Consider the following 23,980-nt stretch of genomic DNA (forward strand, 5'->3'; position numbering starts at 1 on the left):
GAACAGACCCTAGGGGACTGGGCACCGCAGCTGCAACGCATGATTGATCTGCGCAACACGCTGGGCCTGCGCTCCCCCATTCATTCTCTGGCACGCATTCTCAACCCGCTTCAGGCCCGTTGCGGCCTGCAAAGCATCTTTCATCCGGGCTATCAGAGCGTGCATCGCGATGCCAGCAGCCTGCTGGGCGACAACGCCATTGTGGTCAAGGGTGACGGTGGCGAAATCGAGATTAATCCGGACACCATCAGCCATTTGTACGGCACCACTGGCGGCCAGCCTTGGGACGAGGAGTGGCCAGCGCTTTCGCCGCGCCGTCACGTAAAACCGGCGACACTCGACCCGCAGCAACTGTTGGCCTTATGGCGCGGGGAAATCGAAGAAAGCTACCCGCAACTGGCGTTGATATCGACAATCGCGCTTGCCCTGCGCGGCCTGGGTGTCGCTCGCGACGACGCTTTCGAGCAAGCCCGAGTGTTCTGGGATCGCCGCGCCAAGAACCTTTGACCTATCGGCTGTGACGATCACCAGCCCCCATAATCTTGCGCGTTTTAGGTCGAACCGATGCGCCCTGGCTGACCTCCAAGCTCTACAACCTGGAAATGGGAGTCAGACATGGGTATTCTGGTCGAAGGACACTGGCAAGACCAGTGGTACGAAAGCAGCAAAGATGGCGCCTTTCAGCGCGAAAATGCGCAACGACGCAACTGGGTCACAGTCGACGGACAAGCGGGGCCATCCGGTGAGGGCGGTTTTGCTGCACAGGCCGGCCGCTACCACTTGTATGTCTCACTGGCATGCCCGTGGGCACACCGCACACTGATCGTACGCAAGCTCAAGGGACTGGAAAACCTGATCGGCGTTTCAGTGGTCAGTTGGTTGATGCTGGAAAATGGCTGGACTTTCGATAAGCAGAAAGGCTCCAGCGGCGATGCACTGGATGACTTCCAGTTCTTTCACCAACGCTATACGGCCGATGATCCCAGCTATACCGGACGCGTTACTGTCCCTGTGCTGTGGGACAAACAGCGGAAATGCATCGTCAGCAATGAGTCTGCGGAAATCATTCGCATGTTCAATGGCGCATTCGACGAATTGACCGGCAACACGCTGGACTTTTATCCGCAAGCCTTGCGGGCGAGCATCGACGAGCTCAACGAGCAGATTTATCCGAACGTCAACAACGGTGTCTACAGGGCCGGGTTCGCCACCTCGCAGGGGGCATACGAAGATGCATTCAATGATGTGTTTGCCGAACTGGACGTGCTGGAAAACCTGCTGGGCGAAAAGCGCTACCTGACGGGAAAACACCTGACCGAAGCCGACATACGCCTGTTCACCACCATCGTGCGCTTCGATGCGGTGTATTACAGCCACTTCAAGTGCAACCTGCGGCGCATCGCGGATTACCCGAACCTCAGCAATTGGCTACGTGAGTTGTACCAATGGCCAGGTATCGTGGAGACCGTGAACTTCGAGCACATCAAGGGCCACTACTACGCGAGCCATCGCACCATCAATCCGACCGGCATCATACCCAAGGGTCCAGCGCTTGATCTGCAGGCAGGTCACGACCGGGAGCGGCTGTCCGGTGAGGGTGTCTGGAGCAATTGACAGATTGGCAAAAAAGGATGGATAGCCCGAACGGGCTATCCGTAATCGGCTTCAGACAGTCGCCTGAGCCCCTTCGAACCATGCCAGTTTTTCACGCAACTTGACCACTTCGCCGATGATTACCAGCGTTGGCGCATGCACCTCATGCTCGGCAACCAGTTGCGGCAGATTGGCCAGAGTGCCGGTAAACACACGCTGATTGACCGTCGTGCCCTGCTGGACCAGCGCAGCAGGCGTGTCGGCAGAGCGACCATGCCTGATCAGCTCTTCACAGATGACCGGCAAACCGATCAGCCCCATGTAAAACACCAGCGTCTGAGCAGGCGCAACCAGGTCGGACCAGGGCAGGTCTGTGGTGCCGTTTTTCAAGTGACCGGTAATGAAACGCACAGACTGTGCGTGATCACGGTGCGTCAGCGGTATACCGGCATACGCCGCACAACCACTGGCGGCGGTAATACCCGGAACCACCTGAAACGGAATGCCATGCGCAGCCAGCTCTTCGATTTCCTCACCGCCACGGCCGAAGATAAATGGATCGCCGCCTTTGAGGCGCACCACTCGCTTGCCTTGCTTGGCCAGTGCAACCAGTTGCTGGTTGATCTGTTCCTGCGGAACAGCGTGCTCTGCACGGCGTTTACCGACATAGACACGCTCGGCATCGCGACGGCACAGGTCCAGAATCGTAGGCGCGACAAGGCGGTCATACAGCACCACATCCGCTTGCTGCATCAGGCGCAAGGCCCGGAAAGTCAGCAAGTCAGGATCACCGGGGCCAGCACCGACCAGATACACCTCGCCGGTCTCCGGCGGCGGCTCGCCAGCGATCTTGGCGATCAGCAGACGCTCGGCCTCGGCCCCCTGCCCGGCCAACTGGCGGTCGGCAATGGCACCCTGAAAAACATCTTCCCAGAACGCTCGGCGTTGCTGCACATTCGGAAACAGACCTTTGACCTGATTGCGAAAGCGCGCAGCCAGCCCGGCGAGCTGCCCATAGGTGGAGGGAATCCAGGTTTCCAGCTTGGCACGGATCAGACGTGCCAGCACTGGCGCATCGCCACCACTGGACACAGCGATCACCAATGGCGAGCGGTCGACAATCGCCGGAAAGATAACCGTACACAACGCCGGGGCATCCACCACATTGACCGGAACGCAGCGCAGCCGGGCGTCATGGGAAACCTGGGCATTGAGCGGCTCGTCATCCGTCGCGGCAATAATCAGCACACAACCATCAAGATCGCCTTCGCTGTAGCCACGCAGGATCATCTCACCGCCGCTCTGGACGACCAGCTCGCTCAGTTGGGCCTCGATTTCTGGCGCAACCACGCGCAGCACTGCGCCAGCGTCGGCAATCAGGCGTGATTTGCGCAGGGCAATTTCACCACCGCCGACCACCAGCACCCGGCTGCCACGCAGGTTATGGAACAGCGGCAGAAATTCCATTTAACCGATGACCTCAAGGCCGCCCATGTAAGGCTTGAGCACCTCGGGCACACGAATCGACCCATCCGCCTGCTGGTAGTTTTCCAGCACCGCGACCAGTGTACGACCCACCGCCAGCCCCGACCCATTGAGGGTGTGGACCAGTTCCGGCTTGCCGGTTTCCGGATTGCGCCAGCGGGCCTGCATGCGGCGCGCCTGGAAATCACCGCAGTTGGAGCACGAAGAGATTTCGCGGTACTTGTCCTGGCTTGGAATCCACACTTCCAGGTCGTACGTCTTCACGGCACTGAAACCCATGTCGCCGGTGCACAGCGCCAGCGTACGGTACGGCAGTTCCAGCAACTGCAGAACGCGCTCGGCGTTGCCGGTCAGCGATTCAAGCGCAGCCATGGAGTCTTCAGGCGCAACAATCTGAACCATCTCGACCTTGTCGAACTGGTGTTGGCGGATCATGCCACGCGTGTCACGACCCGACGCACCCGCTTCGCTACGGAAGCAAGGGGTGTGGGCAACAAACTTGAGAGGCAGCTGTTTGGCATCGAGAATTTCACCCGACACGATGTTGGTCAACGACACTTCCGCGGTCGGAATCAGGTACAGATCAGCTTCGCCTTCGCGGGTGATCTTGAACAGGTCTTCCTCGAACTTGGGCAACTGGCCTGTACCCTGCAACGCAGGTGCCTGCACCAGATAAGGCGTGTAGGTCTCTTCGTAGCCGTGTTCGTTGATATGCAGATTGATCATGAACTGCGCCAGCGCACGGTGCAGGCGCGCGATTGGGCCACGCAGCAACGCAAAACGCGCACCGGACAGCTTGGCAGCGGTCTCGAAGTCGAGCCAGCCGAACTTCTCGCCCAGAGCAACGTGATCCTTGACCTCGAAATCGAAGGCAGTCGGCGTACCCCAGCGACGCACTTCGACGTTGCCTTCTTCGTCAGCACCGACCGGCACCGATTCGTGAGGCAGGTTCGGAATGCTCAGCACCAGCGCATCCAGCTCGGCCTGAATGCCGTCCAGCTCGACCTTGCCTTCGCTCAGCTCGTTGCCCATGCGCTCGACGTCAGCCATCAACGGCGCAATGTCTTCGCCGCGCTGCTTGGCCTGACCGATGGATTTGGAACGTGCATTGCGCTCGGCCTGCAGCTGTTCGGTGCGGGTCTGCACCACCTTGCGCTGGGCTTCCAGCGATTCAATGCGCGCCACATCCAGTGTAAAGCCACGGGAAGCCAGGCGATCCGCTACGTCCTGAAGTTGAGTACGTAACAGTTTGGAATCGAGCATATCGTTCTCTCGTCTATCAAAGTCTGGTCAGGGACAGGCCAACCCAGGTTGCGAGCAGCCCGCCGAATACGCTGATACCGGCATAACCAAGGGCCAGCGGTACCTGCCCGCTTTCCAGCAGGCGCAGCGTATCCAGTGAAAAGGATGAAAAGGTCGTCAGACCGCCTACAAAGCCGACAATCAAGCCGGCACGAATTTCGATGGGCACTTCCGGGCGCAGCAGAAACAATCCATACAGTACGCCGATTATCAGGCACCCTACGATGTTGACCGCAAGCGTTGCTGCGTAAAAATGTCGTGGCCAGTTGGCGCTTACCCAGGTACCCGCTGCAAAACGCAATAATGTACCAGCGATCCCGGCAATCGACACCGCAAGAATGGTCTGGATCATCACTTTCTCCGCTGGCGGGGACTGGCATCGTCCAATGCGCTCAGATGCCTGAGCTTCTCACCGATCTTGAGTTCCAGACCGCGTGGCACAGGCTGGTAATACTGCCGTGGTTCCAGCTCGTCCGGAAAGTAGTCCTCACCTGCCGCATAGGCTTCAGGCTCGTCATGGGCGTATCGGTATTCTTCGCCATAACCGAGCTGCTTCATCAGCTTGGTCGGCGCATTGCGCAAATGCAGCGGAACCTCCAGCGAACCATGCTCGCCGGCTTCGCGCATTGCAGCCTTGAAGGCCATGTAAACCGCGTTGCTTTTTGGCGCACAGGCCAGATAGACGATGGCCTGCGCTACTGCCAGTTCGCCCTCGGGGCTGCCCAGACGCTCCTGCACGTCCCAGGCCGACATGCACAGCGGCAAGGCGCGCGGATCTGCATTGCCGATATCTTCACTGGCCATGCGCACCACGCGACGCGCCAGATACAGCGGATCGCAGCCGCCGTCGATCATCCGGGCAAACCAGTACAGGGCTGCGTCGGGATCAGAACCACGTATTGACTTGTGCAAAGCCGATATCTGGTCATAGAACGCCTCGCCGCCCTTGTCGAAGCGACGTCGGCTGTCACCCAGCAGGCTCTGCAGCAGCTCGACGTCGATCTCGCTGCCGTCTTCGGCAAGATCGGACGCGTTTTCCAGAAGATTGAGCATGCGCCGACCATCGCCATCAGCGGCGGCCATGAGAATCGTGAAGCCTTCATCGCTCAGGGTCAGTTGGCGCTTGCCCAACCCGCGCTCCTCGGTCAGAGCACGATGGACCAGCTTGCGCAGCGCCGCCTCGTCCAGGCTTTTGAGCACATAGACACGGGCACGGGACAACAAGGCATTATTGAGTTCGAACGAAGGATTTTCGGTAGTAGCGCCGATAAAAATCAGCGTGCCATCCTCGACATAAGGCAGGAACGCATCCTGTTGCGACTTGTTGAAGCGGTGCACTTCGTCGACGAACAGAATCGTGCGTTTGCCATATTGCCCGGCCTGCTGTTTGGCGACTTCCACTGCCTGACGAATTTCCTTGACCCCCGCCAGCACGGCGGAAACAGTCTCGAAATGCGCGTCCGACACCTTGGCCAGCAGCCTCGCCAGGGTAGTCTTGCCCACACCGGGCGGGCCCCAGAAAATCATCGAATGCAGCGCACCCTGCTCCAGTGCCTCACGCAGAGGCTTGCCGTGGGCAAGCACGTGCTCCTGACCGACGTACTCATCCAGATTGGTAGCACGCAAACGTGCAGCCAGAGGCTGAGCTATCGGTTCACGGCTGAACAGATCCATGATCAGGAATTAACCCTTTTACTCTTGAATGACATCAGCACCCTTGGGAATCTGGAACTGAAACTTGCTGGCCGCAACAGGCTCGTTGGCCTTGACGCCGGTGAACAGGATATTGGTGCGCTGGCCCACGCTGTCGATCAGTTGCATGTCGTTGATGATGCCGTTACGAAATGACAAACGCAGGCTGTCGAACAGGGTGTCCTTGGTCTTGGGCTTGAGCACGAAGTCGATCACACCACCCGCCTCTTTCGCCGTGATATCGAAGCTTTCGCTGATCTTCGACACGTCACCGGACAGCAGCAAGGCTGGGGTCTGGGTCAGGCGCTGATCGAGCTTCTTGATGGTGACCTGCTCCAGATCAGGGTCCCACAACGACACTTTCTTGCCGTCGGAAACCATCAACTGCTCCTGTGGCGCATCGGTGTGCCAGTTGAACAGGCCTGGACGCTGCAACGTCATTTCGCCGGTAGTCTCTTGCAATTGCGTGCCGCCACCGTCCAGCGTCAATTGCGAGAAGCGTGCGGTCAGGGTCTGGGATTTCTCCAGCAACTGGGTCAGGCGTGCCACGTCCTTGCTGTCGGCATGGGCGGACATCACGGAGAAGGTCAGTGCGGTGGCCAACAGCATGCGGATAAGACGCATGGGATTCCTCTTTGAAGTCGATGATGATGCGGCAGCGTGACTTGCACGCTGCCGCCGCAGTTCGGGGTGATAAAAATCAGTCGCGCACCGGTCCTGGAGCCAGAACTTCACGCGATCCGTTGGTATTCATGGAGGTCACGACGCCAGCCATTTCCATTGCTTCGATCATGCGCGCTGCGCGGTTGTAGCCGATCTTCAGCTTGCGCTGCACGGCAGAAATCGATGCGCGGCGGCTTTCGAGTACAAACTTGACCGCCTCATCGTAAAGCGCGTCGCTTTCGCTGTCTTCACTGCCTTCGCCGCCACCGCCATCAAAGCCGCTGCCGGGCTCTTCCACACCGGCGAGAATATCGTCGTTGTAGTCAGGCGAACCACGCAGTTTCCAGGCTTCTACCACGCGATGCACTTCCTCGTCGGAAACAAACGCGCCGTGCACGCGAATCGGCAGGCTGGTGCCCGGCGGCATGTATAGCATGTCGCCATGGCCCAACAGTTGTTCGGCACCGCCCTGATCGATGATGGTCCGGGAATCGATCTTGCTCGACACCTGAAACGCCATGCGCGTCGGGATGTTGGCCTTGATCAGACCGGTAATCACATCCACCGATGGACGCTGTGTCGCGAGGATCAGGTGGATACCTGCCGCACGAGCCTTCTGGGCGATACGGGCGATCAGCTCTTCAACCTTCTTGCCGACGATCATCATCATGTCGGCGAATTCATCCACCACTACCACGATGGTCGGCAGCTTGCTCAGCAACGGCGCTTCGTCATGAATGCTTTCCCGCTTGTACAGCGGATCGGCAAGTGGCTCCCCGGCATCCTGCGCATCCTTGACCTTCTGGTTGAAGCCCGAAAGGTTACGCACACCCATTTTCGCCATCAGCTTGTAACGGCGTTCCATCTCGGCAACGCTCCAGCGCAAGGCGTTGGCAGCGTCCTTCATGTCGGTAACGACCGGACACAAGAGGTGCGGAATGCCTTCGTAGATGGACAGCTCAAGCATCTTCGGATCGATCATGATCAGCTTGGCGTCTTCCGGGCCGGACTTGAACAGGATCGACAGGATCATGGCGTTCACACCAACCGACTTACCGGAACCGGTCGTACCGGCCACCAGCAAGTGGGGCATCTTGGCCAGGTCGGTAATCACCGGCTTGCCGCCGATGTCGTGGCCCAGCGCCAGGGTGACCGGCGACTTGGCATTATCGTATTCAGGGGTCGACAGCACCTCGGAGAAGCGCACGATCTGGCGGTCTTCGTTGGGGATCTCGATACCGACGGTGGTCTTGCCCGGGATCACCTCGACCACGCGCACGCTGGTGACCGCCAGTGAGCGGGCAAGGTCCTTGGCGAGGTTGGCAATGCGACTGACCTTGACGCCAGCGGCCGGCTGAATCTCGTAACGGGTAATGACCGGGCCGGGATGGATGGAGTCAACCGAGACCTCGACACCAAATTCCTTGAGCTTGATTTCCAGCAGATGACCGACCGCCGCCAGGGACTCTGGCGAGTAGTTGAGCTGCTTCTTTTCTGCCGGATCAAGGATGGAGATGGGCGGCAAGGTGCCTTCGACTGCGCTGTCAACGAACAGCGGGGCCTGTTTTTCCTTCATGACCCGCTTGCTCGGTTCTGCAGGCTTTGAAGGGGCTGGCGCAATAACCGCAGGCACGTGCTTTTCACGCTCGGTCATGTGTTTGCTCAGCGACACTTCGCGCTCCATCAGGCGCTCTTTGGCCTTGGCCTGCTCGCGACGGTCAGGTGCAACGGGCGCGACCACATCGTTGACGCGCATGTCGACTTCACGCAACTGCGCGACCATCTGCTTGCGCTCGGCACGGGCGGTCCACCAGCGGTTCGCCGCCCCCTGGAACAGTTCGAACAGGTCAAGGGTGATCTTGCCGGTGACGTCCATGACCTTGAACCATGACAGATCGGTAAATACTGTCAGACCGAATAGAAACAGGGCGATGAACAGCAAAGTGCTGCCCTGGATGTTCAGGGCTTTCTTGGCCAGATCGCCCAGCACTTCGCCCAGCACGCCGCCAGCAGAGCCCGGAAAGCCTGCCGAAAAGTGAAAATGAATGTGCGCCAGCGCCGCGCCCGCCAGTATCAGGAATACCAGCCCGATCAGACGCCAGGAGAAGAGCCAGCCGCTCCACTGCCAGGGTTCGTGACGATGACGAAACACCTGCCAGGCCTTGATTGCCAGCAGCAGTGGGAAGATATAGGCGAAATAGCCCAGGATCATGAACAGTATATCGGCACAGAAGGCACCTGCGCGCCCCGCAGCGTTCTGCACCTGCGCGGCGTTACTGCTGGTGTGGCTCCAGCCGGGATCACTCTGATCGTAGGTCAACAATGCCATTATCAGGTACAGGCACAGGGCGCCAAAGGCGATCAGGGCCCCTTCCTTGAGCCGGTAGTGCAATTGCTGCCGCCAAAGCGGAACAGCGCTGGGTGCTGGGGTGGATTTCTTCAAAACGCTTTAATTCCTGCGCTGTAGCGCGAACATCTCGTTGATTGACCAGAAACGGCTGTCGGACGGCGCTGAATGCTCCCGCATGAACAGGGATAGCAGACATCGGGAAGCCCGTTCGGCAGACGTTTGAATGATAACGCCCAAAGCGGGCATTGTACGGCTTTACAGGCGCTGGGGTCTGTACGAAAACGCGTCAGACCGACTTCAGACAGTTCCGCAATGCGGGACATGCTTTCATGTTCGCTGATGATGTTCAATTTGAGCATGCATTCCGTTTTGTGACAAAGGCTTATGACGTGTTTCTATCAACCGCCCACAACTTCAAGGGCTGCACCATCATCGCCGCGCTCTTGCCCTACCGTATGTGCCAGGTACGCGCCATAATGACAACCGCTTGTGACCACGCCTGCCGCACAGAGTTGCACTGACAGGCGGGTGCGCCCTCCCCTTCCGCAAAGTTGTGATGCCATGCTGACCTGGTTGAACCGCAATAGCCTGGATTTCCCGCCACTGGAGAAAGCCCTCCGCGAGCCCAACGGATTACTTGCCGCCGGTGGAGACCTGTCAGCCGATCGCCTGATCAATGCCTACCGGCACGGCTGCTTTCCGTGGTTTCAGGACGGCCAGCCGATTCTCTGGTGGTCTCCCGATCCGCGTACCGTACTGTTTCCCGAAGAACTGCATGTTTCGCGCAGCCTCGGCAAAATGTTGCGCCAGTCTCGCTACCACGTGACCTTCGACCGGGATTTTGCGAGCGTGATCAAGGCCTGCGCTGCGCCGAGAAGTTACGCCAATGAAACCTGGATCACCGGCTCGATGCAGGATGCCTATCTTGAGTTGCACCGACGCGGCCATGCGCACAGCGTCGAGGTCTGGGATCAGAATGAACTGGTCGGCGGGCTGTATGGCCTGGCAATGGGCCAGCTGTTCTTCGGTGAGTCCATGTTCAGCCGTGCAGACAACGCCTCCAAAGTCGGATTCGCCACGCTGGTGCAGCACCTGACCGACTGGGGTTTTGTATTGATCGATTGCCAGATGCCGACCCAACACCTTCACAGTTTCGGCGCACGCTCGATTCCTCGGCAGACTTTTGCCGACTATCTGTCCGGGCATCTTGATCAGCCAAGCGGTGCCGACTGGTCATCTAGGCGAGTTTGACAGGCTGGCATACACTCACAGGTAAGGATTTACCATTAGGCGACGACCATGACAGAGCTGGCGAGGCTGAAGTTTTATGCCACTCAACCGCACACCTGCAGTTACCTGCCTGAAGAGCAGGCGACTACCCTGTTTCTGGACCCCAGCCAGCCAATGGATGTGCAGGTCTACGCCGACCTCTCGGACATGGGCTTTCGCCGTAGCGGCGATCATCTTTACCGCCCCCACTGCCAGAACTGCAGCGCTTGCGTGCCCGCGCGCATCCCCGTGAACCTGTTTGTACCCGACAGACAGCAAAAAAGGATTTTGAAACGTAATGCCGATGTACAGGTGCAAAGCACCAGACCGGCCTTCACCGAGGAATATTTCGATCTTTATCAACGTTACATAGAGCAACGGCATGCTGACGGCGACATGTTTCCACCCAGCCGTGAACAGTTTTCGACATTTCTGGTTCGCGACCTGCCCTTTTCGCGTTTTTACGAATTTCGCGTCGACCAACGACTGCTGGCAGTTGCGGTCACCGACCTTTTGCCCAACGGCCTTTCCGCGGTCTACACGTTCTACGAACCTGATGAAGAGCGCCGCAGTCTGGGCCGTTACGCGATTTTGTGGCAGATCGCCGAAGCCGCCAGACTTCAACTGCAGGCGGTGTACCTGGGTTACTGGATCAAAAACTGCAAAAAGATGAATTACAAGACCCAATATCGGCCCATTGAGCTACTTACCAATCAAAGATGGGTCACTCTGTATTGAACCCCTTGGCTTAAACTGGTTTTTTCGGGCACAATGCACGCCGCTTTTGCCTGGCGCCACTTGCACCGGGCCACTCATTTGTATACCGAGGGCTTTACTGCATGTCGAAAGAAGACAGCTTCGAAATGGAAGGCACTGTCGTCGACACCCTGCCCAACACCATGTTCCGCGTGGAGTTGGAAAACGGGCACGTCGTAACCGCGCATATCTCCGGCAAGATGCGCAAGAATTACATCCGTATTCTGACCGGTGACAAAGTGCGTGTAGAACTGACGCCCTATGACCTGAGCAAAGGGCGCATCACCTACCGCGCTCGTTAAACAGGCATTGACGAAAACGCCCGGCATAAGCCGGGCGTTTTTGTTTGCCTGTTTCATACAACCAGAGACCCCGGCCTGCCCCGCATCCATTCACGATGCGGAGCGAGGCTTCGGCGTCAGGCCATTTCTGCTGTGGTTTCGAAGTCGAAGGTAATCTCGCCATCCTTGATATCGATGTGAACCACACCGCCGTGCTCTGACAATTCGCCGAACAGGATCTCTTCAGCCAGCGGCCGCTTGATCTTGTCCTGAATCAGGCGAGCCATCGGTCTGGCACCCATCGCCGCATCGTAACCACCCTGCGCCAGCCAGCTTCTCGCCGCCTCGGACACTTCGAGCAGTACGCGCTTGTCTTCCAGCTGGGCCTGAAGCTCGGTAAGGAACTTGTCGACCACGCTCTTGATGACTTCGTGGCTGAGACGGCCAAACTGAATGATGGTGTCCAGACGGTTGCGGAACTCCGGCGTGAAGCTCTTCTTGATCACTTCCATCGCATCAGACGAGTGGTCCTGATGCGTGAAACCGATCGAAGCACGCGCGGCGGACTCAGCCCCGGCATTGGTGGTCATGATCACGATCACGTTGCGGAAATCTGCCTTGCGCCCGTTGTTATCGGTCAGCGTACCGTGGTCCATCACCTGCAAAAGCAGGTTGAAGACTTCCGGGTGAGCCTTTTCGATTTCATCGAGCAGCAGCACGCAATGCGGTTGACGAGTGATGGCTTCGGTCAAAAGACCGCCCTGATCGAAACCGACGTAGCCCGGAGGCGCGCCGATCAGACGGGAAACGGTATGCCGCTCCATGTACTCGGACATGTCGAAACGAATCAGCTCGACACCCAACGCCTTGGCCAACTGGCGAGCGGCTTCGGTCTTGCCGACACCGGTAGGGCCTGCGAACAGGAACGAACCGACCGGCTTGTCAGGCGACTTGAGGCCTGCACGCGAAAGCTTGATCGCCGTCGACAACGAGTCAATAGCTGCATCCTGACCAAACACGGTGAGCTTCAGATCGCGCTCCAGGTTACGCAGCAGCTCCTTGTCCGAACTGTTGACGTGTTTTGGCGGAATACGCGCGATCTTGGCGACGATGTCTTCGACCTGAGGCACATCAATGCGCTTGACGCGCTGCTCGACAGGCTGCAGACGCTGGTAGGCACCGGCTTCATCAATAACATCGATCGCCTTGTCGGGCATATGACGGTCATTGATGTAACGCGACGCAAGCTCAGCTGCGGCGCGCAGCGCTTCGTCACTGTACTCGATGCTGTGATGCTGCTCGAAACGGCTTTTCAGGCCACGAAGGATGCCGATGGTGTCTTCGACCGAAGGCTCGGACACATCGACTTTCTGGAAGCGACGCGCCAAGGCGCGGTCTTTTTCGAAAATCCCGCGAAACTCCTGAAAGGTCGTGGAGCCGATGCAACGAATCTCGCCAGACGACAGCAACGGTTTGAGCAGGTTGGAGGCATCCATCACCCCGCCTGATGCCGCACCAGCACCAATGATAGTGTGGATCTCGTCAATGAACAGAATAGCCTGAGGACGCTTGCGCAGCTCATTGAGCAACGCTTTGAAACGCTTCTCGAAATCGCCGCGGTATTTGGTCCCGGCCAGCAGGGCACCCAGATCAAGCGAGTAGACAACGCTGCTGGCGAGCAAATCAGGGACCTGGTTGTCCACGATACGCTTGGCCAGGCCTTCGGCAATAGCCGTTTTACCGACCCCAGCCTCACCGACCAGCAACGGGTTGTTCTTGCGACGACGAGCCAGAATCTGAGCTACGCGCTCGACTTCGCTTTCGCGACCGACCAGCGGATCGATGCGCCCCTGGCGCGCCAATTCGTTCAGATTGCTGGCATAGGCATCCAGAGGATTGCCTGAGGAAGATGCTTCACCGCCCTCGTCGTCCTGCATATCCTGTTCACCTTCAGAAGAGTGTTCGCCATGCCCCGGAACCTTGGAGATACCGTGGGCGATATAGTTGACGACATCAATCCGGGCCACGCTCTGCTGCTTGAGCAGAAACACGGCCTGGCTTTCCTGCTCACTGAAAATTGCAACCAGCACGTTGGCGCCGGTTACTTCGCGCTTGCCGGAGCTCTGCACGTGGAAAACTGCCCGTTGCAGCACACGCTGGAACCCGAGCGTCGGTTGTGTCTCGCGATCCTCGTCATGAACGGGGATCAGCGGAGTGGTGGAGTCGATGAACTCCTGCAGATCATGCTTGAGTTTATCGAGGTTTGCACCGCAGGCACGCAGAACAGTGGCTGCAGCCTCATTATCCAATAGAGCCAGCAGGAGGTGCTCGACCGTCATGAACTCATGACGCTTCGAACGTGCCTCCTTGAAGGCAAGATTGAGGGTGACTTCGAGCTCACGGTTTAACATAGCTTCACCTCATACCCAAGTGGTCGGCGTTTAACCGTCCTTCTCGATCTCACAGAGTAGCGGATGCTGGCTCTCCCTGGCGTATTGATTGACCTGCATTGCCTTGGTCTCGGCGATGTCGCGGGTAAACAATCCGCAGACTGCCCGTCCCTCTGTATGGACGGCCAGCATGACTTTGGTGGCCAGCTCACGATTCAGGTTAAAAAACACCTCGAGCACTTCTACGACGAAATCCATCGGGGTGTAGTCATCGTTGAATAAAACCACCTTGTACATCGGTGGCGCCTGCAGGGTCGGCTTGGCGTCCTGCACCGCGATGCCTGCCGCGTCGTCCTCGTGCGACTGCGGACTGTCCTGATTGAATGTTAGTCGAATCTTGCTAAATGCATGCATGGAAAGAAATGTTCGTTTGAGGGCGGATTGAGCTGTCAGTCGCAGTTTGGACGCTTTTCAAACAGACCGCCACATGACCTTGACTATCAGCTAAACGGTGTTACAAACAATAGAGCCCACATTGGGTAAAAAGGGTCCGCGCAGTCAACCAAAATTTTTGGGGAGGCGGATTGAAGTGGATGATACTCCTGACGGAGTCCTTTGCAGAGGGATATGGCGATGCTTAACGGAAAAGTCAAGTGGTTCAACAATGCAAAAGGTTATGGATTCATAATCGAAGACGGCAAGCCGGATGACGACTTGTTCGCCCATTTTTCGACCATCCAGATGGAAGGTTACAAGACCCTCAAAGCCGGCCAGCCGGTCAGTTTTGAAATCATTCAGGGGCCAAAAGGGCTGCATGCCGTGAATATCGCGCCATTGCTGGCTAAAGCAGGTGAGCCTGTGAAGGAAACCCATGCTGCGTCTGAGCATGAACCTGAACATGCACACGCTTGAAATCCTCCATGGAAACAGCCTGACAGCAGATCAATGGTCTTTCGCGCCAGCTGACTGAGTAATCAGAAACACGCAATGAGCCTGTACCGGATCTTGAGAAACCGCAGCTTTGGTAGCTTGAACCGATGCGACTCCACAGGGTATCGAATTAGCGATTATTGCACCGCGGATGCCCCTACCGTGACAGAGCCACCAGCGCCCCACTCCTCCGCCAGATCCCGCCTCTTGAAGCCTGATTGATAACTCGTAGACATCCTGGTCGTTCGACCAACGGCGGATGTTCATTATTCGATAGCACGCATAGCATTAATGCCTCGCGCCAATGGTTTGATATACTCGCGCCGTGACCGAAGAGTCATAAAGGCTGACCCGTCTGAAATCAGACCCTCAACCTTCCTATGCGTCGGGTCGCTACCTGGCCTGACAGCTTGACGCTCGACTGATGCACCCAACATCACCGCGAATGAACCTCGACCTGGGCCCATGGCCGAACCGTGGGCAAGAGTGCATACCCTGCGCGTATCGAGATTTTGTGCATGCTCAGCAAATCAGCAAAACAGAGAGTTAATACGAATGTCCAACCGCTCGAAGATCATCTACACCTTCACCGACGAAGCTCCGGCCCTCGCCACCTATTCGCTGCTGCCTATTATCGAAGCTTTCACAGCCTCCTCCGATATCGACGTGGAAACGCGCGACATCTCCCTGGCGGGCCGTGTTCTTTCAAGCTTCCCGGAGTCGCTTGGCGCCGATCAACAAGTGCCGGATCATCTCGCCGAGCTGGGCAAACTGGCCACTACGCCAGAAGCCAACATCATCAAGCTGCCTAACATCAGTGCCTCGGTCCCTCAATTGAAGGCGACCATCAAGGAGCTTCAGGATCAGGGCTACAAGATTCCCGACTACCCTGAAAACCCTGTCACTGACGCGGAAAAAGAAACCCGCGCACGCTACGACAAGACCAAGGGCAGCGCCGTGAACCCGGTGCTGCGCGAAGGCAACTCCGATCGTCGCGCACCGTTGTCGGTCAAGAACTACGCTCGCAAGCACCCACACAAAATGGGCGCCTGGTCCGCCGACTCCAAGGCCCACGTTGCGCACATGAGCAACGGCGACTTCTACGGCAGCGAAAAAGCTGCCCAGATCGCAGCCGACAACACCGTTAAAATAGAACTGATCGCTCAGGACGGCACCACCACCGTTCTGAAGGAAAAAACCGCCGTCAAGGCTGGCGAAGTCGTTGACTGCTCGGTAATGAGCGCCAAAGCTCTGCGCAGCTTCATTGCCGCCGAGATCGAAGACGCCCGCAAGCAAGGCGTTCTGTTCTCGGTGCATCTGAAAGCCACCATGATGAAGATCTCCGACCCGATCATGTTCGGCCAGATCGTTGATGAGTTCTACAAGGATGCATTGACCAAGCACGCTGACACGCTGAAGCAGATCGGCTTCAGCCTGAACAACGGCATCGGTGACCTGTACGAGCGCATCACCAGCCTGCCTGCTGAAAAACAGGCCGAAATCAAGGCTGACATCGAAGCGGTCTACGCCACTCGCCCACAACTGGCGATGGTCAACTCCGACAAGGGCATCACCAACCTGCACGTGCCGAGCGACGTAATTGTCGACGCATCGATGCCAGCGATGATCCGTGACTCCGGCAAGATGTGGGGCACAGATGGTCAACTGCACGATGCCAAGGCAGTGATCCCGGATCGCTGCTACGCCACCATCTATCAAGCGGTCATCGAAGACTGCAAGAAAAATGGCGCATTCGACCCGACCACTATGGGCAGCGTACCGAACGTTGGCCTGATGGCTCAAAAAGCCGAAGAATATGGCTCCCACGACAAGACTTTCCACATCCAGACCAACGGCGTGGTTCGTGTAACCGACAGCCAGGGCAACCTGCTGATGGAACAGAACGTCGAAGCGGGCGATATCTGGCGCATGTGCCAGGCCAAGGACGCGCCGATCCAGGATTGGGTAAAACTGGCCGTCAACCGCGCTCGCGCCAGCAACACACCGGCTATCTTCTGGCTGGATTCGTCTCGCGCCCATGACAGCGTGATGATCGAGAAAGTCCGCAAGTACCTGGGCGACCACGACACGTCGGGCCTGGATATCCAGATCCTGTCACCTGTCGACGCGATGAAGCTGACCCTGGAACGCACTCGCGCCGGCAAGGACACGATCTCGGTAACGGGCAACGTGCTTCGCGATTACCTGACCGATCTGTTCCCGATCATGGAACTGGGCACAAGCGCGAAAATGCTGTCGATCGTTCCGCTGATGAACGGCGGCGGTCTGTTCGAAACCGGCGCTGGCGGCTCGGCTCCCAAGCATGTGCAGCAGTTTGTTGAAGAAAACTTCCTGCGCTGGGATTCGCTTGGCGAGTTTCTGGCTCTGGCGGCGTCCCTGGAACATCTGGGCAATGCCTACAACAACCCGAAAGCGCTGGTTCTGTCCAAGACCCTCGACCAGGCCACTGGCGAGTTCCTGGACCGCAACAAGTCGCCTTCGCGCAAGGTTGGCGGCATCGACAACCGCGGCAGTCACTTCTACCTGACCCTGTTCTGGGCTCAGGCACTGGCTGCTCAAAACGACGATGCAGACCTCAAGGCACAGTTCACGCCTTTGGCCAAAACCCTGACTGACAACGAAGAAAAAATCGTTGCCGAGCTGAACGCTGTTCAGGGCAAGCCGGTGGAAATTGGCGGCTACTACTTCCCTAACCCGGAAGTCACCAGCAAGGCCATGCGCCCAAGCGCCACTCTCAACGCAGCTATCGATGCGTTGAAAGCGTAAGCGGCATGAGACCGGTGCGACGCATTACTGCGTCGCCCAGCCAAAACTGCGTCGCCCAGCCAAAAGCCCCGGCCCGCGTGTCGGGGCTTTTGCATTAAAGCCAAAGACAGACCGGCAGCCCACATACTGAACATTCTTATCTGGCAGCAGAGGATCAATCCATGACCTGGCAAGCCCACGTTACCGTCGCCACCATCGTCGAAGATCAGGGACGCTTCCTGTTCGTCGAAGAAATGAAAGGCGGACGCGCCGTACTCAACCAACCCGCCGGGCACCTCGACCCGAACGAGAGCCTGCAACGTGCGGCAGTGCGGGAGACTCTTGAAGAAACCGGCTGGGATGTCGAACTGACCAGCGTGGTGGGCATTTACCTGTACACCGCGCCGAGCAACGGCGTGACCTACCAGCGGATATGTTTCGCCGCCAAGGCCATACGCCATAACCCTGAATATCAGCTGGACGAAGGCATCGTTGGCGCCGTCTGGCTGACTCGCGACGAACTGCTGGCCCAACAGGAACGCTGGCGCAGCGAGCTGGTACTGCGCTGCCTGGATGATTACCTCAATGCCGAACATTTCAGTCTCGACCTGCTGCGCGACAAGGCGTGAGACTCGACGCCCTCAGCCTGATAGAATCGCGTCCTTTTACAGGTCAGCCGTTGAATCCCCATGCGTGATCCAGCCCCCTCGAACTCAGAAATGAAGCGCGTCATAGTCGGCATGTCCGGCGGCGTGGACTCTTCCGTTTCCGCCGTACTGCTCATGGAGCAGGGTTATCAGGTGGAAGGCTTGTTCATGAAGAACTGGGAAGAAGACGACGGAACGGAATATTGCACCGCCCGCGAAGACCTGGCAGATGCCCAGGCCGTGTGTGACAAGATCGGCATCAAGCTGCACACGGCCAACTTCGCCGCCGAGTACTGGGACAATGTCTTCGAACATTTCCTTGAAGAGTACAAGGCCGGGCGCACCCCCAACCCGGACATCCTCTGCAACCGGGAAATCAAGTTCAAGGCGTTTCTTGACTATGCGCTGATGCTGGGTGCCGACCTGATTGCCACTGGCCACTACGTGCGCCGTCGCGATACCGATGGCCGCACCGAGCTGCTTAAGGGCCTGGACCCGAACAAGGATCAAAGCTACTTCCTGCATGCCGTCGGTGGCGAACAGATCGCCCGGACGCTGTTTCCGGTGGGCGAGCTGGAAAAACCGGAAGTACGTGCCATTGCTGAGAAACACGGCCTGGCGACGGCCAAAAAGAAGGACTCCACCGGAATCTGCTTCATTGGCGAACGCCGTTTCACCGACTTCCTGCGTCAGTACCTGCCCGCCCAGCCTGGAGAGATCAAAACCACCGAAGGTGAAGTCATCGGTCGTCACAGCGGCCTGATGTATCACACCATCGGCCAGCGCCAGGGCCTTGGGATTGGCGGCCTCAAGGACGCCAGCGATGATCCGTGGTACGTGCTGATCAAGGATCTGGACAACAACGAACTGATCGTTGGCCAGGGCAACGACCACCCGTGGCTGTTTTCCCGCGCACTGGTGTCTTCGGAAATCTACTGGGTCAACCCGATTGATCTGAGCAGCCCGCGCAAACTCACGGCCAAAGTCCGTTATCGTCAGGGCGACCAGCCATGCACACTGGAAAAGACCGCCGACGGCTACCGAGCCACATTCGATGATCCGCAGCGGGCCGTCACACCCGGACAGTCTGTGGTGTTCTACGATGGCGAAATATGTCTGGGCGGCGGTGTGATCGAAATTGCCGAACCCTGGACCAGCAAGGACAAGCGTTGATGACCCCGATTCAGGAACAACTGATCGCTCTGGGTGGCGTATTTCAGGCCGCCGTACTGGTCGACCGGATCGCCAAGACCGGACAGGTCAGCGAAGCCGCGCTGAGCTGCATGCTCGGCAGCCTGCTGGTGGTTGACCCGAAGGATACGCTGGACGTCTACGGCGGCGATGACCTCAACCTGCACGAAGGCTATCGCGCCATGGCCAGCGCTCTGGAACGCGACCCTGCAACACTGCAGCGCGAACCGCTGCGTTACGCCCTATCGATGCTCGGCCTGGAGCGACAGCTGGCCAAGCGCGACGACTTGCTCGAAATCATCGGCAGGCGCATCCCGGTGATTCAGTCTCAGGTCGAACATTTCGGTATCGCTCACGAAAACGTGATCGCTGCGACCGGCGCCCTTTATGAAGACACCCTGAGCACCCTGCGCCAACGCATTCAGGTCCAGGGCGACATGCGCAACCTGCAGCAACCGAACAACGCGTCGAAGATTCGCGCCATCCTGCTGGCAGGCATTCGCTCCGCACGCCTGTGGCGACAAGTTGGCGGTCATCGCTGGCAACTGGTGTTCAGCCGTCGCAAGCTATTGAAAGAACTCTACCCATTGCTGCACGGCTGATCCGCCACGCACCAATGACCTTCACCACCACAGGCACGGCGCTGTCTACGCTGGTCAGCGGGCTCCGGTCCGAGTGACTTTTCATGTATGATATTCGCCCTTTTCGTTGCCCGACTGCCCGAGAGCATCCCATGCAGCTTTCTTCGCTCACTGCGGTTTCCCCTGTTGATGGCCGCTACGCCGGCAAAACCCAGGCCTTGCGCCCTATTTTCAGCGAATACGGCCTGATCCGTTTCCGTGTGATGGTTGAAGTTCGCTGGCTCCAGCGTCTGGCGGCCCACCCGCAGATTACCGAAGTCCCGGCGTTCTCTGCGCAAGCCAACGCCATCCTCGACACCCTGGCTGAAGACTTCTCGGTTGAGCACGCCGAGCGCGTGAAAGAGATCGAGCGCACCACCAACCACGACGTCAAAGCCGTTGAGTATCTGCTCAAGGAGCAGGCTGCCAAACTGCCGGAGCTGGACAAGGTCAGCGAGTTCATCCACTTTGCCTGCACCAGCGAGGACATCAACAACCTGTCTCACGGCCTGATGCTGCGTGAAGGCCGTGACACTGTGATGCTGCCGCTGATGCGCCAGATTGCCGATGCTATCCGTGAACTGGCGATCCGCTTCGCCGACGTGCCGATGCTCTCGCGTACCCACGGTCAGCCAGCGTCCCCGACCACGCTGGGCAAGGAATTGGCCAACGTGGTTTACCGTCTGGAACGCCAGATCAACCAGATCGCCGCAGTGCCCTTGCTGGGCAAGATCAACGGTGCGGTCGGCAACTACAATGCCCACCTCTCCGCTTATGCCGATATCGACTGGGAAGCCAACGCACGCGCGTTCATCGAAGACGAGCTGGGGCTGGGCTTCAACCCGTACACCACGCAAATCGAACCGCATGACTACATCGCCGAGCTGTTTGATGCGATTGCGCGTTTCAACACTATCCTGATCGACTTCGACCGCGATATCTGGGGCTATATATCCCTGGGCTACTTCAAGCAGCGCACCATTGCTGGCGAAATCGGCTCGTCGACCATGCCACACAAGGTCAACCCGATCGACTTCGAAAACTCCGAAGGCAATCTGGGCATCGCCAACGCGCTGTTCCAGCATCTGGCGAGCAAACTGCCTGTCTCTCGCTGGCAGCGCGACCTGACTGACTCCACCGTACTGCGCAACCTGGGCGTCGGTTTTGCCCACAGCGTTATTGCTTATGAAGCCAGCCTCAAAGGCATCAGCAAGCTGGAACTGAACGAGCAACGCATTGCTGCCGATCTGGACGCGTGCTGGGAAGTTCTGGCAGAGCCGATTCAGACCGTCATGCGCCGTTACAACATCGAAAACCCATACGAAAAACTGAAAGAACTGACACGCGGCAAGGGCATCGGCCCGGAAGCGCTGCAGACTTTCATCGACGGTCTGGACATGCCTGCCGAAGCAAAGGTCGAGCTGAAGAAGCTCACGCCAGCCAACTACATCGGTAACGCAGCGGCTCAGGCCAAGCGCATCTGACACGCAAAAAAATTGCACACGCCCGGCTGTGCCGGGCGTTTTCATTTCAAGGGCTTACACATGAATCCTGATATTCCTCTGCAACTTCTGGGCGGCATCAGTGCACGCGTTTTTCTGCGTGACTACTGGCAGAAAAAACCACTGCTCATCCGCCAGGCTCTGCCGGACTTTCAAAGCCCGATCGATGCGGACGAGCTGGCTGGCCTTGCTCTAGAGGAAGAAGTCGAGTCCCGCCTGGTCCTCGAACACGGCGAGCGTCCCTGGGAGCTGCGTCGCGGTCCCTTTGCGGAGGATGAATTCAGCAAGCTGCCCGAACGCGACTGGACCCTGCTGGTGCAGGCGGTGGACCAGTTCGTTCCGGAAGTCAGCGAACTGCTGGAAAACTTCCGCTTCCTGCCAAGCTGGCGCATTGACGATGTAATGATCAGCTACGCCGCCCCAGGTGGCAGCGTCGGCCCGCATTTCGATAACTATGACGTGTTCCTGCTTCAGGGCCACGGCAAGCGTCACTGGCAGATCGGCCAAATGTGCGATGCAGAAAGCCCGCTGCTGCAGCATGCCGACCTGCGCATCCTTGCCGAATTCGAAAAAACCGAAGAGTGGACGCTGGAACCGGGCGACATGCTTTACCTGCCGCCACGTCTGGCTCACTGCGGCGTTGCCGTCGACGACTGCCTGACCTACTCGGTCGGTTTCCGCGCGCCAAGCGCTGCCGAGGTCCTGACTCATTTCACCGATTTCCTCAGCCAGTTCATCCCGGATGAAGAGCGCTATACCGACGCTGACGCGCAACCGGTCAGCGATCCGCATCAGATCCAGCACGATGCGCTGGATCGACTCAAAGCGCTGCTGACCGAACACATGAGTGACGAGCGCCTGCTGCTGACCTGGTTCGGCCAGTTCATGACCGAACCGCGCTACCCTGAACTGGTGACCGGCCCGGAACTGGAGGAAGACGACTTGCTCGATAGCCTCGAGCAGGGCGCGGTGCTGATTCGCAACCCGAGTGCAAGACTGGCCTGGTCTGAAGTCGACGACGATCTGCTACTGTTTGCCAGTGGTCAGAGCCGCCTGTTGCCGGGCAGTCTGCGCGAATTGCTTAAACTGATCTGTGCCGCCGACGCATTGCACAGTGAAAACCTCGGCCAATGGTTGGCCGATGACGATGGACGCAATCTGCTTTGCGAACTCGTAAAACAAGGAAGTCTGGGATTTGCCGATGAATAAAGTCACCGTAGCTGTCGCACAATGGCAGAAAAACAACGCCGACATCCGGCGCATACGCGATTCGGTATTCATCGCCGAGCAATCGGTGCCACCGGAGCTGGAGTGGGACGCTGAAGATGCAACTGCCGTGCATTTTCTCGCCTATGAAGGGGAATACGCAGTAGGCACCGCTCGCCTGCTGCCCGACGGTGAAATCGGTCGGCTGTCGGTTCTCAAGGACTGGCGCGGCATGAAAGTCGGTGAAGCGTTGCTCGGTGCGGTGATCCACGAGGCCGAACAACGTGGACTGGAGCCGCTGAAGCTCAGCGCTCAAGTGCAGGCCGTCGAGTTTTACCAGCGCTTCGGGTTTGCCGTGGTCAGTGACGAGTTTCTCGAAGCCGGTTTACCGCACGTCGAAATGCGCCGCGAAACACCTGAAACCTGATTATGTAGGCGTTTTTCAAGGCACTACATGATGATCGCCCTGCTCTTTTTCGCTAGGGTCTGTTCCCGTTTCGACGTAACCCATTGATCTCTATGAGAACAGGCCCGTATTGTTGGAGTTCTCACACAACACCAATACGAGCCTGCAATGCCCCGATTAATGCTCAGTGATGAGCACTGGCCGAAGCTTCGAGAAATTTTGCTGCACGAATCGATCTACAACAAGCGAGATTTGCGCACCACGGTTGAAGGCATGCTGTACCGCATGCGTGTGGGTTGCCCTTGGCGAGACCTGCCGAAAGCGTTTGGAAACTGGAGCAAGGTCTACAAGCGGTTCAATGCCTGGTCTGCTTCAGGCAAGTGGGTCAAGGTGCTTGAGGTGCTGATGACCGATCCTGACATGGAGTGGGTTTTCATTGATGGCAGTTATGTAAAGGCTCATCAGCACAGTGCAGGTGCTGCCAGCACGCAGGACCAGGCCATCGGAAAAAGCCGAGCCGGTAACACCAGCAAGATTCACCTGGCTGTAGACGCTTGTGGGCTGCCCATTGCATTTGACGTGACCGGAGGCCAGACCAATGATTGTTCGCAGGCGGCCTCGTTGATTGCCAAGATGCCCAATGCAGAAGTGATCATTGCGGACAAGGGCTACGACACTGAAGCGATACGCGCTCAGGTCGAGCAGCAAGGCAGCAAAGTGGTGATTCCACGAAAGCGCAATTCTCTGAAAGGGAACGCAGATCTGGACAAAGGGTTATATCGCAATCGACATCTCGTAGAAAACGCCTTTGCCCGGTTGAAGCATTTCCGGGCGGCGGCTTCTCGGTTCGACAAACTCAAGAGAAACTATGAAAGCGTCATAGCAATGGCCTGCGCTTTTCTGTGGCTGCCAATGTGAAACGGGAACAGAC

General features: G+C 57.9%; 22 protein-coding genes and 1 pseudogene. 15 read left to right on the forward strand and 8 right to left on the reverse strand.

Annotated elements, in window-relative coordinates:
- Positions 1–9: 9 nt before the first annotated feature.
- Positions 10–507: pseudogene (locus AC4ANK_RS16920) on the forward strand (glycosyl transferase family protein); the annotation flags it as partial.
- 108 nt (positions 508–615) lie between these two features.
- On the forward strand, positions 616–1,614 hold the full coding sequence (locus AC4ANK_RS16925) for a glutathione S-transferase family protein (RefSeq protein ID WP_460384940.1): 999 nt from the start codon (positions 616–618) through the stop codon (positions 1,612–1,614).
- Between the two features lie 51 nt (positions 1,615–1,665).
- Here the strand turns inward: AC4ANK_RS16925 and cysG are convergent, their stop codons facing one another.
- The 6 genes from cysG to ftsK form a co-directional block, all read right to left on the reverse strand.
- A complete protein-coding gene (gene cysG / locus AC4ANK_RS16930) occupies positions 1,666–3,060 on the reverse strand; it encodes a siroheme synthase CysG (RefSeq protein WP_002553991.1) in 1,395 nt (464 codons plus the stop codon).
- Positions 3,061–4,341, reverse strand: a complete 1,281-nt coding sequence (gene serS / locus AC4ANK_RS16935; RefSeq protein WP_002553992.1) for a serine--tRNA ligase — start codon at positions 4,339–4,341, stop codon at positions 3,061–3,063. It lies immediately after the preceding gene.
- Positions 4,342–4,357: 16 nt separating this feature from the next.
- Positions 4,358–4,732 (reverse strand): fluoride efflux transporter CrcB, encoded by a 375-nt coding sequence (gene crcB, locus AC4ANK_RS16940; protein ID WP_002553993.1) that lies wholly within the window; start codon positions 4,730–4,732, stop codon positions 4,358–4,360.
- Complete coding sequence (locus tag AC4ANK_RS16945; protein ID WP_002553994.1) at positions 4,732–6,054, reverse strand: replication-associated recombination protein A; 1,323 nt, start codon at positions 6,052–6,054, stop codon at positions 4,732–4,734. The genes crcB and AC4ANK_RS16945 overlap by 1 nt, the downstream gene beginning before the upstream one ends.
- An 18-nt stretch (positions 6,055–6,072) precedes the next feature.
- Positions 6,073–6,696 (reverse strand): outer membrane lipoprotein periplasmic chaperone LolA, encoded by a 624-nt coding sequence (gene lolA / locus AC4ANK_RS16950; protein WP_002553995.1) that lies wholly within the window; start codon positions 6,694–6,696, stop codon positions 6,073–6,075.
- A gap of 76 nt (positions 6,697–6,772) precedes the next feature.
- Positions 6,773–9,178 (reverse strand): DNA translocase FtsK, encoded by a 2,406-nt coding sequence (gene ftsK / locus AC4ANK_RS16955; RefSeq protein ID WP_002553996.1) that lies wholly within the window; start codon positions 9,176–9,178, stop codon positions 6,773–6,775.
- A 236-nt stretch (positions 9,179–9,414) separates the two neighbouring features.
- On the opposite strand from ftsK, the gene AC4ANK_RS16960 reads away from it, so the two are divergent.
- The 4 genes from AC4ANK_RS16960 (at position 9,415) to infA (ending at position 11,412) form a co-directional block, all read left to right on the forward strand.
- Positions 9,415–9,606, forward strand: coding sequence for a hypothetical protein (locus tag AC4ANK_RS16960; protein WP_044320342.1), 192 nt, complete (start codon positions 9,415–9,417; stop codon positions 9,604–9,606).
- A 40-nt stretch (positions 9,607–9,646) separates the two neighbouring features.
- Entirely contained in the window at positions 9,647–10,336 is a 690-nt protein-coding gene (gene aat, locus AC4ANK_RS16965; RefSeq protein ID WP_002553997.1) for a leucyl/phenylalanyl-tRNA--protein transferase, read from the forward strand.
- Between the two features lie 48 nt (positions 10,337–10,384).
- Entirely contained in the window at positions 10,385–11,092 is a 708-nt protein-coding gene (locus AC4ANK_RS16970) for an arginyltransferase (protein WP_010214796.1), read from the forward strand.
- 101 nt (positions 11,093–11,193) lie between these two features.
- Entirely contained in the window at positions 11,194–11,412 is a 219-nt protein-coding gene (gene infA / locus AC4ANK_RS16975; RefSeq protein ID WP_002553999.1) for a translation initiation factor IF-1, read from the forward strand.
- A 116-nt stretch (positions 11,413–11,528) separates the two neighbouring features.
- Here the strand turns inward: infA and clpA are convergent, their stop codons facing one another.
- Positions 11,529–13,802: an ATP-dependent Clp protease ATP-binding subunit ClpA gene (clpA, locus tag AC4ANK_RS16980; protein WP_004665689.1), complete on the reverse strand. Its 2,274-nt coding sequence runs from the start codon at positions 13,800–13,802 to the stop codon at positions 11,529–11,531.
- 30 nt (positions 13,803–13,832) lie between these two features.
- The gene (clpS, locus tag AC4ANK_RS16985; RefSeq protein ID WP_002554001.1) at positions 13,833–14,195 is read right to left on the reverse strand and encodes an ATP-dependent Clp protease adapter ClpS; all 363 of its coding nucleotides are present in this window, start codon (positions 14,193–14,195) and stop codon (positions 13,833–13,835) included.
- A 213-nt stretch (positions 14,196–14,408) separates the two neighbouring features.
- Here clpS and cspD point away from each other — a divergent pair, with 213 nt between their 5' ends.
- The 9 genes from cspD (at position 14,409) to AC4ANK_RS17030 (ending at position 23,967) form a co-directional block, all read left to right on the forward strand.
- The gene (gene cspD, locus AC4ANK_RS16990) at positions 14,409–14,693 is read left to right on the forward strand and encodes a cold shock domain-containing protein CspD (protein WP_005731877.1); all 285 of its coding nucleotides are present in this window, start codon (positions 14,409–14,411) and stop codon (positions 14,691–14,693) included.
- A gap of 573 nt (positions 14,694–15,266) precedes the next feature.
- A complete protein-coding gene (locus tag AC4ANK_RS16995) occupies positions 15,267–17,498 on the forward strand; it encodes an NADP-dependent isocitrate dehydrogenase (RefSeq protein ID WP_002554003.1) in 2,232 nt (743 codons plus the stop codon).
- 161 nt (positions 17,499–17,659) lie between these two features.
- Complete coding sequence (locus AC4ANK_RS17000) at positions 17,660–18,106, forward strand: NUDIX hydrolase (RefSeq protein WP_002554004.1); 447 nt, start codon at positions 17,660–17,662, stop codon at positions 18,104–18,106.
- A gap of 60 nt (positions 18,107–18,166) precedes the next feature.
- Positions 18,167–19,297, forward strand: coding sequence for a tRNA 2-thiouridine(34) synthase MnmA (gene mnmA / locus AC4ANK_RS17005; RefSeq protein ID WP_031596352.1), 1,131 nt, complete (start codon positions 18,167–18,169; stop codon positions 19,295–19,297).
- Complete coding sequence (hflD, locus tag AC4ANK_RS17010) at positions 19,297–19,917, forward strand: high frequency lysogenization protein HflD (RefSeq protein ID WP_002554006.1); 621 nt, start codon at positions 19,297–19,299, stop codon at positions 19,915–19,917. The genes mnmA and hflD overlap by 1 nt, the downstream gene beginning before the upstream one ends.
- Positions 19,918–20,048: 131 nt before the next feature.
- Positions 20,049–21,419 (forward strand): adenylosuccinate lyase, encoded by a 1,371-nt coding sequence (purB, locus tag AC4ANK_RS17015; protein WP_031596353.1) that lies wholly within the window; start codon positions 20,049–20,051, stop codon positions 21,417–21,419.
- A gap of 60 nt (positions 21,420–21,479) precedes the next feature.
- Positions 21,480–22,646, forward strand: coding sequence for a ribosomal protein uL16 3-hydroxylase (locus AC4ANK_RS17020; protein ID WP_002554007.1), 1,167 nt, complete (start codon positions 21,480–21,482; stop codon positions 22,644–22,646).
- Entirely contained in the window at positions 22,639–23,070 is a 432-nt protein-coding gene (locus tag AC4ANK_RS17025) for a GNAT family N-acetyltransferase (protein WP_002554008.1), read from the forward strand. The genes AC4ANK_RS17020 and AC4ANK_RS17025 overlap by 8 nt, the downstream gene beginning before the upstream one ends.
- A gap of 147 nt (positions 23,071–23,217) precedes the next feature.
- Complete coding sequence (locus tag AC4ANK_RS17030) at positions 23,218–23,967, forward strand: IS5 family transposase (protein ID WP_460382697.1); 750 nt, start codon at positions 23,218–23,220, stop codon at positions 23,965–23,967.
- Positions 23,968–23,980 lie beyond the last annotated feature (13 nt).

This window comes from Pseudomonas sp. Pmew2 (assembly GCF_058129885.1).

What these genes read in the sequence shown, in the direction of transcription:
- purB (WP_031596353.1), top strand. Translation starts at nt 20,049, where the DNA reads ATGCAGCTTTCTTCGCTCACTGCGGTTTCCCCTGTTGATGGCCGCTAC.
- AC4ANK_RS17000 (WP_002554004.1), top strand. Translation starts at nt 17,660, where the DNA reads ATGACCTGGCAAGCCCACGTTACCGTCGCCACCATCGTCGAAGATCAG.
- infA (WP_002553999.1), top strand. Translation starts at nt 11,194, where the DNA reads ATGTCGAAAGAAGACAGCTTCGAAATGGAAGGCACTGTCGTCGACACC.
- clpS (WP_002554001.1), bottom strand. Translation starts at nt 14,195, where the DNA reads ATGCATGCATTTAGCAAGATTCGACTAACATTCAATCAGGACAGTCCG.
- mnmA (WP_031596352.1), top strand. Translation starts at nt 18,167, where the DNA reads ATGCGTGATCCAGCCCCCTCGAACTCAGAAATGAAGCGCGTCATAGTC.
- AC4ANK_RS16945 (WP_002553994.1), bottom strand. Translation starts at nt 6,054, where the DNA reads ATGGATCTGTTCAGCCGTGAACCGATAGCTCAGCCTCTGGCTGCACGT.
- AC4ANK_RS17020 (WP_002554007.1), top strand. Translation starts at nt 21,480, where the DNA reads ATGAATCCTGATATTCCTCTGCAACTTCTGGGCGGCATCAGTGCACGC.
- cysG (WP_002553991.1), bottom strand. Translation starts at nt 3,060, where the DNA reads ATGGAATTTCTGCCGCTGTTCCATAACCTGCGTGGCAGCCGGGTGCTG.
- lolA (WP_002553995.1), bottom strand. Translation starts at nt 6,696, where the DNA reads ATGCGTCTTATCCGCATGCTGTTGGCCACCGCACTGACCTTCTCCGTG.
- AC4ANK_RS16995 (WP_002554003.1), top strand. Translation starts at nt 15,267, where the DNA reads ATGTCCAACCGCTCGAAGATCATCTACACCTTCACCGACGAAGCTCCG.
- AC4ANK_RS16970 (WP_010214796.1), top strand. Translation starts at nt 10,385, where the DNA reads ATGACAGAGCTGGCGAGGCTGAAGTTTTATGCCACTCAACCGCACACC.
- serS (WP_002553992.1), bottom strand. Translation starts at nt 4,341, where the DNA reads ATGCTCGATTCCAAACTGTTACGTACTCAACTTCAGGACGTAGCGGAT.
- AC4ANK_RS16925 (WP_460384940.1), top strand. Translation starts at nt 616, where the DNA reads ATGGGTATTCTGGTCGAAGGACACTGGCAAGACCAGTGGTACGAAAGC.
- AC4ANK_RS17025 (WP_002554008.1), top strand. Translation starts at nt 22,639, where the DNA reads ATGAATAAAGTCACCGTAGCTGTCGCACAATGGCAGAAAAACAACGCC.
- AC4ANK_RS16960 (WP_044320342.1), top strand. Translation starts at nt 9,415, where the DNA reads ATGTTCGCTGATGATGTTCAATTTGAGCATGCATTCCGTTTTGTGACA.
- clpA (WP_004665689.1), bottom strand. Translation starts at nt 13,802, where the DNA reads ATGTTAAACCGTGAGCTCGAAGTCACCCTCAATCTTGCCTTCAAGGAG.
- hflD (WP_002554006.1), top strand. Translation starts at nt 19,297, where the DNA reads ATGACCCCGATTCAGGAACAACTGATCGCTCTGGGTGGCGTATTTCAG.
- AC4ANK_RS17030 (WP_460382697.1), top strand. Translation starts at nt 23,218, where the DNA reads ATGCCCCGATTAATGCTCAGTGATGAGCACTGGCCGAAGCTTCGAGAA.
- aat (WP_002553997.1), top strand. Translation starts at nt 9,647, where the DNA reads ATGCTGACCTGGTTGAACCGCAATAGCCTGGATTTCCCGCCACTGGAG.
- cspD (WP_005731877.1), top strand. Translation starts at nt 14,409, where the DNA reads ATGGCGATGCTTAACGGAAAAGTCAAGTGGTTCAACAATGCAAAAGGT.
- crcB (WP_002553993.1), bottom strand. Translation starts at nt 4,732, where the DNA reads ATGATCCAGACCATTCTTGCGGTGTCGATTGCCGGGATCGCTGGTACA.